At 42.0% G+C, this 17,972-nt stretch carries 15 protein-coding genes; 6 read left to right on the top strand and 9 right to left on the bottom strand.

Going from position 1 to position 17,972, the window contains the following annotated elements:
* Positions 1-62: 62 nt before the first annotated feature.
* Together L2748_RS07925 and L2748_RS07920 are read right to left on the bottom strand one after the other, a co-directional pair.
* On the bottom strand, positions 63-320 hold the full coding sequence (locus L2748_RS07925) for a DUF3081 family protein (protein ID WP_220779230.1): 258 nt from the start codon (positions 318-320) through the stop codon (positions 63-65).
* Between the two features lie 210 nt (positions 321-530).
* On the bottom strand, positions 531-1,724 hold the full coding sequence (locus L2748_RS07920) for an ankyrin repeat domain-containing protein (RefSeq protein ID WP_220779232.1): 1,194 nt from the start codon (positions 1,722-1,724) through the stop codon (positions 531-533).
* A 474-nt stretch (positions 1,725-2,198) separates the two neighbouring features.
* On the opposite strand from L2748_RS07920, the gene L2748_RS07915 reads away from it, so the two are divergent.
* A complete protein-coding gene (locus tag L2748_RS07915; protein WP_220779234.1) occupies positions 2,199-2,387 on the top strand; it encodes a hypothetical protein in 189 nt (62 codons plus the stop codon).
* Positions 2,388-2,453: 66 nt separating this feature from the next.
* Here L2748_RS07915 and L2748_RS07910 read toward each other — a convergent pair whose 3' ends face one another.
* Together L2748_RS07910 and L2748_RS07905 are read right to left on the bottom strand one after the other, a co-directional pair.
* Complete coding sequence (locus tag L2748_RS07910) at positions 2,454-2,870, bottom strand: ribosome recycling factor family protein (RefSeq protein WP_220779236.1); 417 nt, start codon at positions 2,868-2,870, stop codon at positions 2,454-2,456.
* A 198-nt stretch (positions 2,871-3,068) separates the two neighbouring features.
* Complete coding sequence (locus tag L2748_RS07905; protein WP_220779238.1) at positions 3,069-4,265, bottom strand: GGDEF domain-containing protein; 1,197 nt, start codon at positions 4,263-4,265, stop codon at positions 3,069-3,071.
* 713 nt (positions 4,266-4,978) lie between these two features.
* Here L2748_RS07905 and L2748_RS07900 point away from each other — a divergent pair.
* Positions 4,979-6,595, top strand: a complete 1,617-nt coding sequence (locus L2748_RS07900; protein WP_220779240.1) for a methyl-accepting chemotaxis protein — start codon at positions 4,979-4,981, stop codon at positions 6,593-6,595.
* A gap of 594 nt (positions 6,596-7,189) precedes the next feature.
* On the top strand, positions 7,190-7,726 hold the full coding sequence (locus L2748_RS07895) for an acyloxyacyl hydrolase (RefSeq protein WP_220783149.1): 537 nt from the start codon (positions 7,190-7,192) through the stop codon (positions 7,724-7,726).
* A 79-nt stretch (positions 7,727-7,805) separates the two neighbouring features.
* Here the strand turns inward: L2748_RS07895 and L2748_RS07890 are convergent, their stop codons facing one another.
* Positions 7,806-8,894 (bottom strand): DUF3083 family protein, encoded by a 1,089-nt coding sequence (locus L2748_RS07890; RefSeq protein ID WP_220783150.1) that lies wholly within the window; start codon positions 8,892-8,894, stop codon positions 7,806-7,808.
* Positions 8,895-9,232: 338 nt separating this feature from the next.
* Positions 9,233-10,864: a methyl-accepting chemotaxis protein gene (locus L2748_RS07885; protein ID WP_220783151.1), complete on the bottom strand. Its 1,632-nt coding sequence runs from the start codon at positions 10,862-10,864 to the stop codon at positions 9,233-9,235.
* A gap of 371 nt (positions 10,865-11,235) precedes the next feature.
* Here L2748_RS07885 and L2748_RS07880 point away from each other — a divergent pair, with 371 nt between their 5' ends.
* Together L2748_RS07880 and L2748_RS07875 are read left to right on the top strand one after the other, a co-directional pair.
* The gene (locus L2748_RS07880; protein ID WP_220783152.1) at positions 11,236-11,838 is read left to right on the top strand and encodes a GNAT family N-acetyltransferase; all 603 of its coding nucleotides are present in this window, start codon (positions 11,236-11,238) and stop codon (positions 11,836-11,838) included.
* A complete protein-coding gene (locus tag L2748_RS07875; RefSeq protein ID WP_220783153.1) occupies positions 11,835-14,033 on the top strand; it encodes a hypothetical protein in 2,199 nt (732 codons plus the stop codon). Before L2748_RS07880 ends, L2748_RS07875 begins: the two co-directional genes overlap by 4 nt.
* A 78-nt stretch (positions 14,034-14,111) precedes the next feature.
* Here the strand turns inward: L2748_RS07875 and L2748_RS07870 are convergent, their stop codons facing one another.
* The 3 genes from L2748_RS07870 to L2748_RS07860 all read right to left on the bottom strand — a co-directional run bounded on the left by L2748_RS07870 (position 14,112) and on the right by L2748_RS07860 (position 16,557).
* Positions 14,112-15,149: a metal-dependent hydrolase gene (locus L2748_RS07870; RefSeq protein WP_220783154.1), complete on the bottom strand. Its 1,038-nt coding sequence runs from the start codon at positions 15,147-15,149 to the stop codon at positions 14,112-14,114.
* Between the two features lie 38 nt (positions 15,150-15,187).
* Positions 15,188-16,132, bottom strand: coding sequence for a glucosaminidase domain-containing protein (locus L2748_RS07865; RefSeq protein WP_220783155.1), 945 nt, complete (start codon positions 16,130-16,132; stop codon positions 15,188-15,190).
* A gap of 176 nt (positions 16,133-16,308) precedes the next feature.
* Positions 16,309-16,557, bottom strand: coding sequence for a DUF3297 family protein (locus tag L2748_RS07860; RefSeq protein WP_220783156.1), 249 nt, complete (start codon positions 16,555-16,557; stop codon positions 16,309-16,311).
* Between the two features lie 265 nt (positions 16,558-16,822).
* Between L2748_RS07860 and L2748_RS07855 the strand changes: the two genes are divergently transcribed.
* Positions 16,823-17,404: a GNAT family N-acetyltransferase gene (locus L2748_RS07855; RefSeq protein ID WP_220783157.1), complete on the top strand. Its 582-nt coding sequence runs from the start codon at positions 16,823-16,825 to the stop codon at positions 17,402-17,404.
* Positions 17,405-17,972: the final 568 nt, after the last annotated feature.

Raw genomic sequence — 17,972 nt, 5'->3', positions numbered from 1 at the left:
AGGGGTATTACGTAGCAACATAGAATTTAGATTAGTCTTTTGATCGATATGGCGAGTTATGCTTATTGCGGCTGATTAAGCTGCCTAAAGCGATTATCTACCAGCGAATTAAATTCGTTGTAGGTCATCCGCTTTTGATACTCATAAGCAAAACGGCCGTGAAACATCAGCGTCATCACTAAGTCCTGATAGCCCAAATAACAGGTGTAGCCATCGATATCATGCCAGGCCGTTAAGCCATCTAAATGATATTTATCATCACGTTTTATGCCGTTAGCAACCACATGATTAAAAACGAATAGATGTTTCGATAAAGACATAAATACCCCTTGAAAGCTTTGCTCATCACAGTGCTAATAACAAAGCCCCTTGCTTTGGCTGCAGTGATAAAGGCACCTATTGGCCTCTACAGAGGTAAATACGCATATACCTCTAATCTGGTTTACAGTTTTTTGCATCATAAAAAAGGGATAAGCCGTAAAGCTTATCCCTTTAGTTCATGTTGCAGGCATCAATATCGAAAACCGCTGTTACATCGCCTGCTTTAGCATTTCAACAATGTCTTGATGCTCACGGTCTACAGCCAAATCCATCGCGCTTGAGTCATGAATATTCTGATGATGTATCGTCTTGGCCGCGCCATTAGCAAGCAGTAACTCAACAATCGCAGCACGTTCATTATAATTACCAATAACAGCCTTAATTAATGCTGTATTACCATCGCCACTGAGCGCATTACTATCGGCACCTGATTGCAGCAATAATGCCACCACCTCGGCAGTGCTCTGACCGGCTGCAGCCATCAGTGCGCTCTCAGCTTCATCATCTAAGCCGTTGACGTCTGCCCCCTTTGATAATAACAACTGCATGATTGGTAACATGCCGTTAAAACTGGCGATATTGAGTGCTAACGTGCCATAACTGCCCGCTTGATTAGGATTCGCGCCAGCTTCAAGTAGTAAGCTAACAATCTCAAGCGTACTTTTTTGGACCGCATGATTAAGCGGTTTATTCTTGTACCAATCGCCCTGATTGACGTCTGCACCATTGGAAATCATCTTGGCAACTAATGCGGCGTCTTTAGCTAAAATGGCTTGAATAAGCGCGGTAAAACCATTGGCATCTAGACCGTTCTCATCGAATCCATGCTCATCAAAACGATCTTTATCATCTTCGTCATCATCAAAGTCATCGTCGTCATCAAAATCATCGTCATAGTCATCATAGTCATAGCCGAAATCAGCGCCGTGGCCTTGCTCAAGCCCCTCAACATAGCCGCTTAATCCCGGCCAATTGCCACGATCGCAAAAATCATTAAACTCGACAATCGACTCATTAGGCGATTTTTCAATGAGGGTTTCTAATAATTGGGTCGACCACTTCAACGTCTCAACCGGCTTACCTAAGCTGTTGTGATGAAAAACCGCTATTTGTGCGGTTACCTTATTAGCAGCAAAGGCGTCAAGTAACATGTTTGCTAGTGACTTGACCTCGTCCACTTCGCACTCAAGGCTGAATAATAGCAGCTGCTTTTCAAGTCTAAAGGCATAAATGTCGTCATCGAGATGATCAAGCTCAGGGATCAACATCTTTATCGCTTCATCAGCTGTCGTACTTAATTGCATACAGATAAAGTAAGGCTCATCGTAACTGTCTAACCCTGCAAGATGTTCACTTAACACGTCGTCTAACGTTAACCTGTCGAAAACAGTACTGCTAAGCATGTAAACCTCATTTTTATCTTTAATCTGCAACTGAAGCAGGCGGGTTCGCCACCAGCTTGTGTGCGCGTAGAGTATTCCTTAGTTTTTTTGAGTGCAAGTCATTACTTTTAAAAGCGATACCAATAACAGAAATAAGTGACAACAGTACCTATTTTGGCGTTATTTAAGCCCCGAACTCTTTATTAAACAGTGCTTAAACTCAATATAAGTCACATCTACCAATAGCGCCTAAAAGGCAAGATTTAATACTAACAAGGCGCTTCAATCTGACATAAAAAAGAGATTTATATCGCCAAAACAACCTATAAAAGACACAACCTTTACAGTTTTTGATTTAGATCAATGAGCCCCTAACGCTTTTGAGGTCATATAAAGGTGAGCTTGATCACGTAGAGACTTTTCGATTTCAAAGCCAAGCTCACGTATGTGCAGATTTATCTCTTTTAAAATAATAATGAAACCTAAAGGTGCCCTATGGAACTCCTACCAAATTGCTATACAGATTTATGTGTAAACGGAAAATGGTTTCACTATGATCACGGCGAAAACTCAGTGTTTATGTTAAACGGCAGTGCCCCAGTCACTTTTGAACTAAATTCTCTGCCTAAAACTGAAGGTGAACTAGAGATGCACTTAGAAGCAATCTCAAACGAATTGATTTAACAGCCTAAGATAGGCCAGCTAAGGCCTATTATTGAAGCGGGAACATTAAAGGTAACGATTAGCGACTTAGCATACATCGACATTAAAACGTGCGGTTCTAGCCTCAGCCATAGTGCAGTCGGTCAGGTGGGCAAGTTCAGCCAAAGTGATATTTGGTTCGTGGCGAATAAGCCTGGCAAGTTTATCCTCTAAAGACTCGAGTTTATCTGCATGTTTGAGCAGTCCGGCATCGAGCTTCTTAATCAAGTAAGCAAACTCACTACTAGCAACACTTAACTGCATCGTTTTTAGTTGCTGATTAAAAGATTGAACCTGTAACGCCTCACCTGTAATGCCCCAGTTGCGTGAACGACGTATTCGCTTAAGCTCACAATGACACTTGGTTGCAAGGTCCTGAGCCTGTTTTACAGACTCACGCCCAATGCGATGAATAAGCGAAGGTAGGGCAATCGTAATATCACCCGTTTTAGATGAGTGAGTCATAGCTGAATTCGCAATACTTGCTTGTGCCTCGGTAATTAAACTAATTCATCTCAAGTTGAGCAAGCCCACTTAAGTAACCATATTTGGGTGCATATTTAGGTGTGGCCTATTTGATTCGAGCAGAGCCACTCGAATCAAAGCATTATAAAACAGCCCACACATCACAATATTCGCTGCAGAGCTACATACAAATCTAGGTTACATACAAACCTGATTACGACCTTTCTTCTTAGCTTTATATAGGGCTAAATCGGATCGTTTCATGGTTTGCTCAAAGGTTTCACCATTTTCATGCTCAGCAACACCAATGGATATTGTCACGCTCACAGTTTGATGCAGGTTTCTGCCTTGGTCTTTGCCGCGCGTCGCCTTAGATTGGCTTTTACGCTTTTCATTGCGAAGCACAATATCGTAATCTTCAACGGCTTCACGTACCGCTTCAAGGTAACAAAGCACTGAGCTTGCATCTTTTCGAGAAAAGATAATGGTAAACTCTTCACCACCATAGCGAAAGGCTTTGCCCCCCCCTTTAACCGCACCTATCTTGCTGGCGACTAATTTTAAAACCTGATCACCCACATCATGACCGTAAGTGTCATTAAACTTTTTAAAATGGTCGATATCCAGCATAGCCACACTATACTTGCGGCCTAAAGAGAGCACTAAATTAAATAATGCTCGACGAGATGCTAACCCCGTCAGCTCATCCCGATATGCAAGAAAGTAAGAATCCGTTAATACAGTCAAAATATAGACAACTGCCAGCACAGTCATAGACAAAGGAAGTGTCATTAATTCTGGAGAAATAAAGTGTACAGCCCATAAACATAAAGTAATAAATATTGAGGTATTGACTAAGTTTGCCCGCCAAAGTGCCAGTATCCAAACTAAAGACACACAGAAATACAAAGGCAGTAAAGTGCGATAAGTCATGCCTGAACTTTCGGGGAGATAGCTATCTAATTGCTGTTGGTATTGCGTATTAGCCCACACCCATAAAAAACCAGCAATAAAACACAATGAGATCCCCAATAAACGCACGATAGAATGAGGCGACAGTAATCCCCTATCTTTAACAAATGCGAACCAGGTGATAGTGAAGCTACCACCCAACAGAATTTGCTCCCAGTATGTGTTTTGCTCAGCAGCAGTAAAACCGATGTTTTTTGTATAGGCGTAATAGCCCAACATTAATAAAGCCAAATAACCTAGCCGACTGCGATTAAATTGCAGTGCGATGATCACCGCAGCACTTAATAACCAATAAGGAAGCTGTTCTATCACCTCCTGCCATTGCTGCAAACTTGTTTGATAAAAAGATAAGGCTCCTAGCGCGCAAGCAACAAACAAAATAGGCAACAGGAAATAGCGACAACTATGGTAAAAAGCAGACAAAATAAACCTCAATGTAAACCGAATTAAATGCATAACGCTGCTATGCAGTGCTAAATAATCAGCGCAATAACCCTTATAGGTTTTTGGGATGAGTTAATCGTAGTAATTTATAACCTTATAGTAAGTCGACATTTTTATCATAAGATGAAACTTGGTTCAGTATAATTCGCTGCTTAACATGAGTTAAACTTCCCCAGCAATACACTTTAATAAACTCTGCCTAGACAGTTATTAGTCAAAAATCACAACTCAACTAGCCTCATTACACTTTTGCAAAACAAGCAAAGCTTTACCATTTGTGTCACTGCCCAAAATGGCAAGAAAGAGCAGGTTATAACGATCCTAGGTTCTATTTTTTACACCATTTGAGACGCTCATCACGAAATTACATTTCAGTAATCAACACACTCCAATTTAACAGCAAACGAACTATTTATTTACACCGTCAGCTGTTAAATTACCGATAGGTAACCTGCTGACTTGATTGATAAAAAATAGCTACATCATCATAAACTAAGTGCAAATAATTTAACTCGCGAAGTCATACATAGCGGTTAGCAGAATCTTATACCGGCAAGTAAGAGGTCAGCCAGTCAGTCTTTTGCTCTAATTCGTTTTCCTGCTCAAGCTCCACCGACACTCAGCTCTGAGCGGCTTGATACTCTGATATTGCTCCCACTTGCTAATTTAAAATAAATATAAACAGGCTTCTTATGAAACTCACTGTAAAACAAAAAATTTATCTTTCCTTTATTAGTATTATTTCTATATTGATAGCCATCACTATGGTTATCTATACGCAACTTGTATCAGCAGAGTATCAAGCCCATGCGATTAAAAATGATGACGTACCCGCCGTCACCTTGTATTTAACGCTAGTTGATGAATCTGGAGATATTTATCGCGATGCCCTCAAAATAATCGCAAACTTTGATGCTAACGCGAAACAAGACTTTTATGAAAATCTAGAACAATACCGCACAGCGCTAGCGCAGTTAATTCCTCTAGAAAGTGCCAATCAGTCAGATAGAAACAATATGCAGAAAATTGAATCTTATATCGATCAGTTTCAGTCTGGTGTTGAAAATCAAATTATTGCTTCTGTCGGTATAAAACAGCAAAGCGTTTTATTCTCTGAGCTACACCGATTATCAAACCAACACTTAGTGCCTTTAGAAGCATTGCTCGATGAATTGAGTATGAATGAAAAAGCTGAAGCTGAAAAAGCGCTAAACTCACTACTAGAATCTTTCTACACCATGGAAAGCGCATCACTGATCTTAACTGCCATCGGCACGTTAGTTTCAATTATTGTGGCTTACTTGCTGGCTAACTCTATTACTAGCCGCTTACAGCGATTAACAAACGTCTCTCAAAAGGTCGCTAACGGCGACTTAACCTCAGAGGGAATTGTCGATAATGTAGGCGATGAGCTTAGTGAACTCGCCAACTCTATTAATACCATGCAATCTTCGCTAAAAGAGCTTATTAGTTCAATTGCATTAGTCAGCAATCAAGTACAAACAGCAAGTAGCGCAATTGCTGATGTTAGTAACGAAATGGTCAATGGAGCATCAGATCAAGCCGCCCGAGCTAACCTCATTGCTACCGCTTCAGAAGAGCTCAGCCTAACCATCAACGAAGTGGCGCAACAAGCAGCGTCTACAGCAGACATGGCAACGTTATCTGGAGATTCTGCAGATAACGGTCGCCACACAACCAAGCAAATGATCAACAGCATCGAAAATGTTGCAATACAAATCGAAGATATGTCATCACAAATGCAAACTCTGCACGCCCATAGCGACCAAATCGGCGGTGTAATAAAAGTGATTGAGGACATTGCTTCGCAAACCAACCTTCTTGCCTTAAATGCAGCGATTGAAGCGGCACGAGCCGGAGAACTAGGTCGAGGATTTGCCGTTGTTGCTGATGAAGTACGTGCACTAGCAGAACGTACAACACAAGCAACTAATGAAGTAGGCAATATCATTAAAGTGATTCAATCTGGTACCGAACAAGCTGTAAATTCTACGGTAGAAAGCAAGCAACTTACCGAAATAGGAGTCTCGCAGAGCGCTGGAGCCAATACCGCACTAGAGCAAATCGTTGATAGCACACAAAATGTAAAAAGTATGGTGCATGCCATAGCAACTGCGGCTGAAGAACAAACTGCGGTGACCAAAGAAATAGCCACTGATATTACCATTATTCACGATATTTCAGAGCAGACCCTAGAGCTAGCAGCGAGAGGGGCAGATAACAGCAGAGTGCTCGCAGAAAAAGTAAGCGACCTCGACACTTTGTTAACTCGATTTAAATTAAGCTAAAAAACTTAAAATGACAATTATTGACTAGCGGGCTTACACGCCCGCTATAACTCACTTCCCATTAGCCCCTTAAGAGCCTCACGTTAACGCCCCTGCACTTTAAAGCAAAGTCTACGGCCAATCTTATTATGAATTTTACTGGCTATTAATCAGTAAAATAAGCTGGTAACTGACAGTTTAATATCGTTAATAAAACAAAAACTTGAAGTCTCTCAGCAGAAACTCGATAGCCGCGACTTTATACCAATCAGTATAAACATTTAGTCGCTCAGCGAGAGTTTAGCGGTTTTGAGGCAAGGCAACGAGCGAAGGGCATAGTTATTCTACGTTCAAGTTCGTTAACACAGCATCAGAATCGCTAAAACTCGCCAGTCTGGAACGTTTTTGGCTGCCTACTTCTGCGTTGAATAGATTTATAAGGGAATAACCATTATTACAGCTATTCGCCTTGAATTAGTTTGCCAAAAATCGTTCTGAGCTGATCAAATTCTTATACTGATTGGTATTATCTACTTCGCTCAAAACAGGCTAATATTAATACTTGTTCGCCGTTTTATTAACCAAGGTCTAAGCGGGTGACCTGCAGGAGTTAAGGTGAAGCTGTCAATTTCAATGCTTTTTATCGCTAGTCTCTTCTTTTTTTCAGGCGCTTGCACAGCAAGCGCTAGCCTTGAACTTGCCTATGGTTTTATCCCCACTAAAGAGAGCGGGTCGACAAACGGTAACAGCTGGAGAGTGTCCTACTCCCATAAAATCAATCACTTTGATAACTTCTTAAACGATTACAATCTCAACTTGAGGCTTGAGTTCTCCACACAGAAGGGGCACGCCAACAATGCAAGCAATAACTATGTGCTGAGTATCAATCCAATATTCCAATATTTATGGCAATCTGAGCCTGTATCTTTGTTTGTCGAATTTGGCATTGGTGCGGCATATTTTGAAAACAGTTATTACCTTGACCGCAACTTAGGTGCTAATTGGTTATTTGAGGATAAACTTGGCGTGGGGGTTATCATTAATCGACATCATAGGCTGGGCGTCTTTTTCATGCATTATTCAAATGCTGACCTCGCAAGCCATAACGATGGTGCTGACTCAATAGGCATAAACTACGGCTACATTTGGTAAGCCTTTGCAAAAAATTTTGTCTCAGCCTTGATGCTAAGAAAGTGCTCCACAATTTGCAGAGCACTTAGGTAACGACAGACTACTTATCAAGTAACTGGTCAGGCGCCTGATAACTAATATGTTGGTGGAAGCGAACAATAAGATCTTCACGAGACTTATCGAATTCAAGGCCCGCAGTAAAGCTCTTCAACGCCTCTTCAACTCTATTAAGATAGCGGCCCAAACCGCCCTCTTTTGAGTCTTTCGTCTCTGCAGCAATGGTAAAACTCACCGTTTCAACTAGGCGGTCACCGTCCCAATGACGAATAAATTGTTGCTGCTCGACATTAGGATCAAAACCTAGCATTTGCACTTCGTCAGTACCATCAACCTGATCAAACTTACTGTTACGTACCAAAGGTGTTAAACCATTGGCAACCATAGCAATATGCTTTAACTGTTTGCCGGCCGTGGCCTCTACAAATCCCTCTTCTAGCTTTTGATACAGAGGCGTAAAGTCGTTTGTATCTGCTGGTAACAAAGCATTTTTAAGCTTACGGCTTAACGGTAATTTGACGGTGACATAGCATAATGAACCATGCCCTTCTGGCAATGGACATTCTCGCGCTTGGTAGCGGTTACTGATTGAGCGCAGCTTGTAACCATAGCTTTCTTTATTACCCTTAGCTTTAGCAAAAAGATCATAAGATAGATGCTGATGATCTCGGACCTTAACCCTAAGCTGCTTTTCTGGCAACAGAGGCATTAATTTAGCGAGGAAAGATTGCACTTTGATATGGAAATTAGCAGAGTTGCTGCGAATATCTTCACCTGTCGCTAGGAATACAATTCTAATCTTACGGGCGCGGTAATCATCTTTGCTGTGCAAAGTTTGCGCTTCATGGTATTCGGGGTTGTAAAAGAAAATAATCTGTTCAGCCGTTGGAAAACTATAGGCTTCAGTATGAAAACGCACCACAGGCAGCTTGTCGTTAGTGATAACGTGAAGGTTGTAAATTTCTTGCTGCTCACCCAGGTTAAAAATGGTGCGACTAAGGGTCTGATAACACGTTTTATAATCAGGATAATGTGCTAACAACTCGTCAGTTACAATAATTTCTGCGCTGATATATTGGTTACTACGAACATCCTTGGGTATATACACTTTTTGCTGATGACTAAGGGCCATAAATACTCCTTGTAATAATTTACCTTGCATAGTTGGCGCTCATTCTAGCGACCCACTATGACAATAATCCTACGGTAGAACACGCTTTTATCTTCTGGCTATATAATACGCTTTGAATATGATTTTATTCTTAAAACCTTATAAAAAATGCGTGATTTAAGAGAAGAATGTACTCCGTACAACTCGGCGTTAAATTAACAGGAAAAAGACACTTAAAAGAAGGGTGGGATTGTAATGCATCGCGATCGAAAAACATAAAGCAGAACTCAACAAGCAGCCACGATACCGCTGCCGATTGAGTTCAGTGACTAAACTAATAAAGTCAGGCGAAAACTGTGCTATACCGTGCGGAAACGACGAATGATATCAGCCAGATTAACGGCTAATTGACTTAACTCGTTACTCGATTGAGAAACCTGAGCAGTCCCCTCACTCACACGACTCGCTGCATCACTAATATTAATAATATTTTGGCTCAACTCTTCAGTGACAGCTGTTTGTTGTTCGGTGGCACTCGCCACTTGAATTGCCATATCGTTAATTTGCGTAATCGCAGTATTAATATCACCAATCGCATCGCTAGCACAATTTGCCTGCTCAACACTGAGTTTCATCTTATCGCGACTAGAGCTCATTACCGTTACCGCCGTTTGCGAACGCTTCTGCAGTAACTCAATGGTTGTTTTAATTTCATGGGCAGAACTTTGAGTGCGGCTAGCTAATGTACGCACTTCATCAGCAACAACCGCAAAACCACGTCCTTGCTCTCCGGCACGTGCAGCCTCGATGGCGGCGTTTAATGCCAACAGGTTAGTTTGGTCGGTAATGTCTGAAATCACTTCAACAATCACCGATATCGCATCCGTGTCTTGCTGTAACTGGCTAATGACGTCACTCACTGCGGTAATTTCAGATTCAGACTCATTAATTGCCACCATAGTATTAGCAACAACTCGGCGTCCGCTATCTGCTGCATTAACCGCTAACAAAGCTTGCTCTGCCGTTTGGTTAGTATTACGGGCAATTTCTGTAATCGAGGTTTGCAACTCGGTCATTGCGGTAGCGACTTGGTCAACTTCATGTTGCTGTTGCCCCACACCATTGGCAGACTCTCCAGCAATGGTACTCACTTCTTCTACAGCGGCAGCCAACTGAATCGAGGCGGCGCCTATTTGCGAGATCATATCATGCAATTGATTGCGCATTTGCAGCAACACTTGCGCCATTTCACTAAACTCACGGCTTTTAAACTTGTCCATATCGATATCGACAACCAGATCACCGTTAGCGATAGTCGAAAGTACCGTTTTAGTGGCATGCAAAGGCGACAATATGCGTTTTAGTAGATACACAGCAGAACTTGATAAGGTCAACATGAACAGAATGGCGACAAGAATCGTACTGCTATTTAACGACTCCATGGCTTCATCAGCGGCATGTTTAGCCGCCACCACTTTCTCTGCTTGCTGTTCCATCAACAAGAAAATACCTTGCTCAACATTATTATAAATATGCCAAGCTTCCATTGAACTTAGCATTTGTCCCGCAGCAGCTGCGCCTTGGCTGGCGTCGCTTTGTAAGAAATCTTGATGCAGGCGACTAAACGCTGCAATTTGTGATTGCAGCTTATTAATCTGCACTAAGGTGTCATCACTCACTACCTGATTGGCTTTATCTACGATGTCATCAATATCAACGACCTGTTGATTCAAATACTCTCTAGACTCTTCACTCATAGGGGAAGCTTGTACACGACGCAAACTGTATCCAAGCTGCTCGCGGCGCAATCCAGACACTTTATTCAATAGTTGCGAAACCAACTCACTGGTATGGTTTTCAAGCTCTAGGGTATGTATTTGTGCTTCTAATTGCTTACTGTGGTAATTGATTAGCCCTAAGGAAAGGGCAAAAATCATTAATAAGCTACTGAAGAGGGTGATAAATAATTGCTTGATAGAGAGATTAGACATACTAAAGCCATTCTAGCCAGTTTGTGATTATAAAAAGGGCTGAAATATTATCAGTTTGTACAACAGAAACTGTGACAGACTAACGATTATCACGGTATTGGAATATCTTATTAATTATTTAAGAATATCATTAACTAACCAGCCTTTATGATAGTAATAAATACACAAGTTCCAACTTAAAATCACTAAGCTTCCTGCGCTCTAAAACCCAACGAAAAACCGCGATTGAAGAAAATACAGCCACAAGCCACTGTTTAACTAACCTAGAGCAAATAAAAACACAGATAAAAATGCAGCGATTTGATTGTTTTTATAGCAGGATTTAGGCAAGCTTTGGTAAGATTTATCAAACATAAAAAATATAATAAATCATGCAGATAAAACAGCTTACCCAAGCCAGTGGCTCATTGTGGCAAAGCGCTATGGCAATATACTGCCAAGTGTTTCCCGATTGGGAACGCGAGCCAATAGCAGAGTTACAACAAGCCATCGATAGCGCTAGCTCTCGCTGTGTTGTCCTCTGCGATGATAACCAAGTATACGGCGTCTCTATTACCGAGCTTTATCCTCAGCAAGGTTTTGCGTTACTTGGTTACTTATTCATTGCTCCAAGCCATCAAGGGCAAGGACTCGGCAAGTTGTTATGCGACGAACTGTTTCAGTTTATTGAGCAGCAAACAACTCAGATATTATTGGTTGAAGCAGAATCAGGACCTGCCAAGTTTTACCAAAAACTTGGCTTTAACGCTTTTGATATCGACTACCTATCACCCCATTACGATGACATAGACTCAACACCGATGGCACTGATGTATCATGCTTCACATCACGATCCACATCATTGCCCAACGCCCTCGCCTAAGCAAATATGGCACATGATTGAGCATATATTCATCAATAGTTATTACTTAACTCCAACCGATCCGAGACTCAAGCAGCAGCGAAGCCAGATACTGTCCAAGGAAGACACATGACACTTGATAGAGACACACAGCAACAAGCTATTGTTGAGCAGTTTTTTCAATATATTCGCGCTGAAGATTTTGAACAATGTTTTCACTGGGCTAAAAAAAACTTACAACAGCGTCAATCTACCGCCTTCGCTTTAGTTAGCCAGTTTGAGCAGCAAGCGGAAATTTTTGCAAAACAAGTGGAAGATCTTCCAGCAGTTGAAACGCTATTAGTATTTTGTGCCTGCTACAGCTATGCCCGTCATGAAGTAGAAGAAAGTAATTGGTATCTGCATGCAGAAACCTTAGTTCGCTCCAGCATCACCGCCATTAGCACACTCCCCAATTGCGGGATAACTAAGGTACTGCAACAATTTGCCGCGATTCAAATTGATATTTGCTATATCGATCGTGGAATTTACACCAGCCAAGACTGGTTAATATCCGATGCCGCCAGCAATATCGAAGCGCACTTAGCAGCCGCCAGAGAAGTCACAGAGCAGTTCAGTGAGTCGGAACAACAATTTTACACTGAGCACTTAAACGCCGAATTTAGCGCCTACCAGTGTTTTAACGACGGTGTCAGCATTGTTGCCTACCTTTACGCAATACGTTGGGGTGACCCAGCAGTATTAACTGAGCAAATGGTTAAGTTACGGCCTAAATTTGTCGAGGCGGTAAGTGCATTAACTGCTGCAGACAAGTACATAATGTCAACGGACCTTGAAGCGTTATGGCCGCCGTTAACCTTCTTTAGTGAAAACAGGCAAGCAAGTTCTGGCGAGCTCTACGTCGAGCGAGGCTCAATCAGCATCTCTTATTTTGCCAACGTTAATCATCTTATCACTCGTGAACTTAGGCAGACCTTAAGTCATATTGTCGCAAGTCCACCAGCTGTGCACCCATTGTACTTCGCCGATTGGGGCGCAGAGTCACCACAGAGTAATATGCTCAATGACATTTGGGCTGGAATAGCCAAAGACTTTGAAGATATCTATTCGTGGCAACTCCCCAATTTGCGCATGCCGTTTCGCAATAGAAATGCCAACAATAAACAGCTCAATTTTGATGTTGAACTTATATATTACCCAATGGGGATATTTGCCCTAAACCTCAAAGCGCCACTAGACGACACCAGTGCCAGCGGCGTGCGCCATGCAATGTCTTTAGGCACGCCCTTTGCGATGGATCAAGACATGCGCTGGCATGAGCAACAGGTAGGGCTTTTAGAAGATTTTGCCCAGCAAAGGTTTAGCGAACTTGCCACATTGCTCAACACTCAGTATCCACATTACCAAGAAGATGTTGAAGATCTACTGATCTTTAACCCATCAGAAAACCGTTTTGTTTCAACTCTGCTAGATAGAGTTGTTGAGCGGATTAACGGCCAAGATAACTCTGTTACCGCCAAATCATTAAAGTCACACTTCGCCTATCCCGCATTTGTATTACCACAGCGCGAGCTTCGTAGCGCTGTTGACGATTGGTGCTTGCGCACAGTCACCAGCGAACAGCATAACCTCAATCAAGATTGCTATAACCACGATGAGTTTGTATTTACCAACCATCACGAGTGTGTGCTTGGACTATTACAGCAACCTAACTGGGTACTAGAGCAATCTGCAGAGATGATGGAGGTTGCAGCCGCGGTAAATAATCTATTTCATTTAACCAATAAGCTACTCGATAAACAGTTAAGGGTTAACTTAGAACAAGCCGTTCCGAGCCTAAAAGACAAAGATATTTCAGCCGCTAAATTAAGGGCACATGTTAAAAAACTCACCGATGAAGGCGATTGTTTAAAGCAATTTACAAATGATGCACATTGGCTATTAGACTTAATAAACGCGGGCAGTATGATGACCTTTCCCGATCATACTCGGATGATCCAGAAGGTGTTTCATTATATGGATTTTGAAAAATTACATACCCGCACCCAAGAAACATTAGACAAAATCCATTACCGCCAAAAAGAGATTATCTCCGAAACGGCTAAGCTTTATGACAAATTGCGCACCCGCAATAGCAAACGCTTCACAAGGATCCTCTCCGGCTCAATGGCACTAATTTCTATTGGTGCACTCAAAGATATTTTCGATATTCTTAATGGCAGTAAAATGGGCTTTGTGATCTCAGGCCCCTTGCAGGTCAGTATTGTCACCTTCTTTGGTATGCTGTTGATTATATTGCTTATTAATAAAAATGAAGGCGATAAATAGTGGCTGTAATTTTCGTTAACCGAGCCGTTATCGTTTTAACGGCTCGGTTAGCGGTTATGACTGACTCATAGAAATGAATTAGTGCGCAGTATTTAACCCGCATGGTGATGGGCATAGATCGAGGCTGGCGTTTATTTGCTGATCGCCTAACGCTCTATCTTTTAGCTTACTCATATCGCCCCTTAGTTCACCTTGAGCTAAACGCGTCGGCAAAATAGCTTGCCATTGTCCGGCGCGATCTTGCTCTGCAAACACAAATTTAAAGGCAAGATTGCCGAACATGCCTAAACGTAAATCAGACACCACTAACTGCTTATCTTGCTGATCAAATCGCACAAAGCCATCGGTAAAGGTTTTTAGCGCTTGCAGCTGCTCAGGCTCTACTGACAACGGCCAATTACCGCGCTTTTGGGCAATAAACTCAACCTGTTGATTTGTATCTAGTACAGATGCCAGCCCCTCCCAATACTCATCGCCATCCAATACCACAATTCGCCAAAGCAAAGTATTAAAAGGCGTAGGCGTAATAAACACTGACTCTGCCTTAATCCCCAAGGTATCAAGGCTCGCTATAGTTCGCTGTTCAACATATAGCTTAGCCGCCAAACTCCAGGCGAGGTACAGCGATGAAACACATAATGCGATGGCACAATACCGGCTCAATGACGCTTTTCTCGCCATACCAACAGCAAGGGAAATAAGCAGAGGCAATGTGTACAAGGGATCAATAATAAACACGCTCGATAAGGAGAAATATCCAGGGATTGGCCACAATAATTGCGTGCCGTAACTGGTGAAATTATCGAGTAGAGGATGGGTTATTAAACAAGCGGCAATAAGTAACCAAAGTCTTGAGAACGACCAGTCCTCCAAAGGCTTAATTCGCTCAATGATTGCCGTCAGCAATAAAGAGAATGGCAGTAAGATCAATAATGAATGGGAAAAACCACGGTGCTTTACGGTATTACTAATATCATCACCGTAATCAATAAATACGTCTAAATCCGGCAAAGTACCGAGCAATGCCCCGGCAAGTAAAACTTTGCCGTTACAGCGTTTACCGGCTATTGCGCCTGCAACCGTGGCACCTAATGCAGCTTGAGTAATTGAATCCACAAAATATCTCTTGTTAGCGTTACTTTTAGTTTAAGCCATTATCGCTTAGCAGACTCATTAAACCGGTAACGGATAGTGACTGACCCCGTTAATTTAGCGGTATCAAAGTCATCTAAACCATGTCGTTTAATCAAAGCCTGTAAATTGTCGACATAGGCTTCGCCGCGGGTTGAATAATGGACCAATGCTTTTACTAACTCAGCACCATTTAGCTTATCTTGCTCGCGCAAATGTTTACGCAACAACCTTAAATCTTGGTAAGCGAGTGTAGTATTAAGGTTATGCATATAGCTGGCTGTACCTTGATATAAATTAGCAAATGCAGCGACCTTGACATGTCCACCAGGTGTCGTTAAATATTCGCCGCCATGTTCAGATAAATGCTCGCCGTAGAGATTATTGCCTGCGATGGCAAAATAACTGCTACCCCAACCGCTCTCATCAATCGCTTGGGCTAGAACCATGCCCGTTGGTACAATATCGAGCTGCAATAACAAGTCTTCTATTTGAGCTGATTTGACCACATAACTATCAAACAAACCTTGGAGCCAATCCTGCTCTGTGACTGACCACTTTGACTTAGGCTTTTGTGAAAGCGTGATGACTTGGGTTCTGACCGCCAGAATTTGCTGATTCACCGCCTTAATCGTCGGCAATAATAAGCGAATAAATAGCGAGATCTTTTGCTCTACTGGCAACGCGTTTAAATCATTTGGCAAGTTTTCCACAAAATATGCTGGCAACTGATGTGTTTTGAGCACAGCTTCTAATTGATAATGCTTACTATCAAATTCAGCCTGCAAGTCATGGGCATTAGCAAGCTCAACTACAGCGACTTGTGGGTAGGACTTTGCCACTTGAATTGGTGGCACTGGTAGCTGTTGCGCCAAAGGCGCGTTTGGGGCAAGTGTTTGATGGGGACTGGCAAACACTGCCGGGGAAACAACTAGAATAATACTCGCGACAATTTTGGCTAAAGACATTCAAACCCTCTACGCTAGGTCGTTCAATCTGATTTCTATAAGTATGCCAGCAAGATAACATCTTGCCTGCCTAGCAACAAACCAGTGTAGAGCCTTGGCTGAAATCGATTTTTAGTAACAAAAAAGGTCGCTATCGCGACCTTTTCATTTATTGGCATAACCGTAAAAACACGTTTTTACTTATAAAATGCTTCAACAGTGCCTTTTACAGTGATCATCAGCGGCTGACCACGACGGTCTAACGCTTTGTGAGATGGCACTTTAACCCAACCTTCGCTGATGCAGTATTCTTCAACATCGAAACGCTCTTTACCGTTAACGGTAATACCGATATCGAATTCGAAAATAGCTTCTACGTGGTGAGGGCTACGTGGGTTAACTGAAAGACGATCAGGTAAAGCTGGTTGTGCTGTAGTGTCAGACATGATTCTGGCCTATAGTGAAAATTGCGATAAATAAAAAGTGCGCTATTGTAGGCAATACACTGGCTTTGCTCAAGCGAAGATACACGCAAAACAAGATTAAAAATGCCAGCTAAGAACTGCGTACAACTACATTGTTAGCGCAATGTGCGACAGTTATCAAACTGAGTATAGCAAGCTGAGTTTACTAGCTAATGAGTCGTATCAATTGCTATCATCGGCATCGACTAATTAACAATGTTCAACCGACTACAACCTGTCGTTTCTTATGACTAATAACCTCGAAAAGTATACCGCTGCAACTCAACTACTTTGCGGCACATTTACACTGCAAAATGGCTATATATCGCCATTAGTTAGCGCAGATATTGTGGCGTTAAAAGCAATTGGTATGGATCCTAACATTTGGCGATTCGCACGCTTTCCAAAAGATACTACCGACGCTTTTGACAGCTATTTTAGCAGGGTACTGAGTGATTCTGATTGTTTACTCTTTACAATAAGATGTGGCACGACACATAACGTCATTGGTTTTACACGGTTAAAAAATATTGAATTAGCTGAAAAACGAGTAGAGATTGGCACCTGGCTTACGGGTCAATATCAAGGAAAAGGGCTTAACCGCTTTATCAAGCAACAGCTTTTACAAGTGGCTTTTGAGATTTTACAGCTGGATGAAATCTATTGTTTTGTCAGTGAAGAGAATCAACCCTCAATCAAAAGCTTATTAGCATTTGGCTTTGAAGTTGACGCCACAAAACAGCGCTTATCGCCAACTAAAGTCGCCGAGAAAGAGATGCCCCAGCATTATATTTTTATCACCGCTAAAAGCTTTGGTAGATTAAGTTAACTCAGTTGGCCACGCAGTTGCTCCAAACCAGAGCAACTGCATCTTCCTATCAAATTTTTGCAGGCATTCAACCTCACAAAAATGAGCTTAGGCTTTACTTACAAACGCTTCAAATTGCAGACATTCGCCACATACTTAAAAACAAAAATGTGACCTTAACGTGGTTAGTTTCCAAGTTGGTTAATTTTATAAATAAACATAGGGATATTGCCGATAAACGGTTGACTTGTTTTTAGTGAGTCATTAATATCCGCCCCCAGCAAAAAGCGGCCCGCTGCGGCTTATCTTTTCTTTTTGCTTTATATCAGCTGATCTCGGTCAGTTGTTTCTCTATTTTTATAAAGTGAGAGACAACAATTTTTGAGAACAGAATGACCAGCCAAACCGCACCTAAAATAACACCTACAGCTAGCGTAACAACGACTCGCGCTTGGAAAAATAAAGCAATTATTAGTGTCGCCTTTTTAATGGCAATGACTGTCCCGTCCTGAGATAAGTTGACACTTTGGAGACTTATCTATGAAACCCTCAGGTGCAATCCGCAGTAAACGTACACAACGTGACTACA

Source organism: Shewanella sairae (genome assembly GCF_023283535.1).
GTDB lineage: Bacteria > Pseudomonadota > Gammaproteobacteria > Enterobacterales > Shewanellaceae > Shewanella > Shewanella sairae.
The sequence above is the reverse complement of the archived record's forward strand: the minus strand, read 5'-3'. Positions and strand labels throughout refer to the sequence as shown.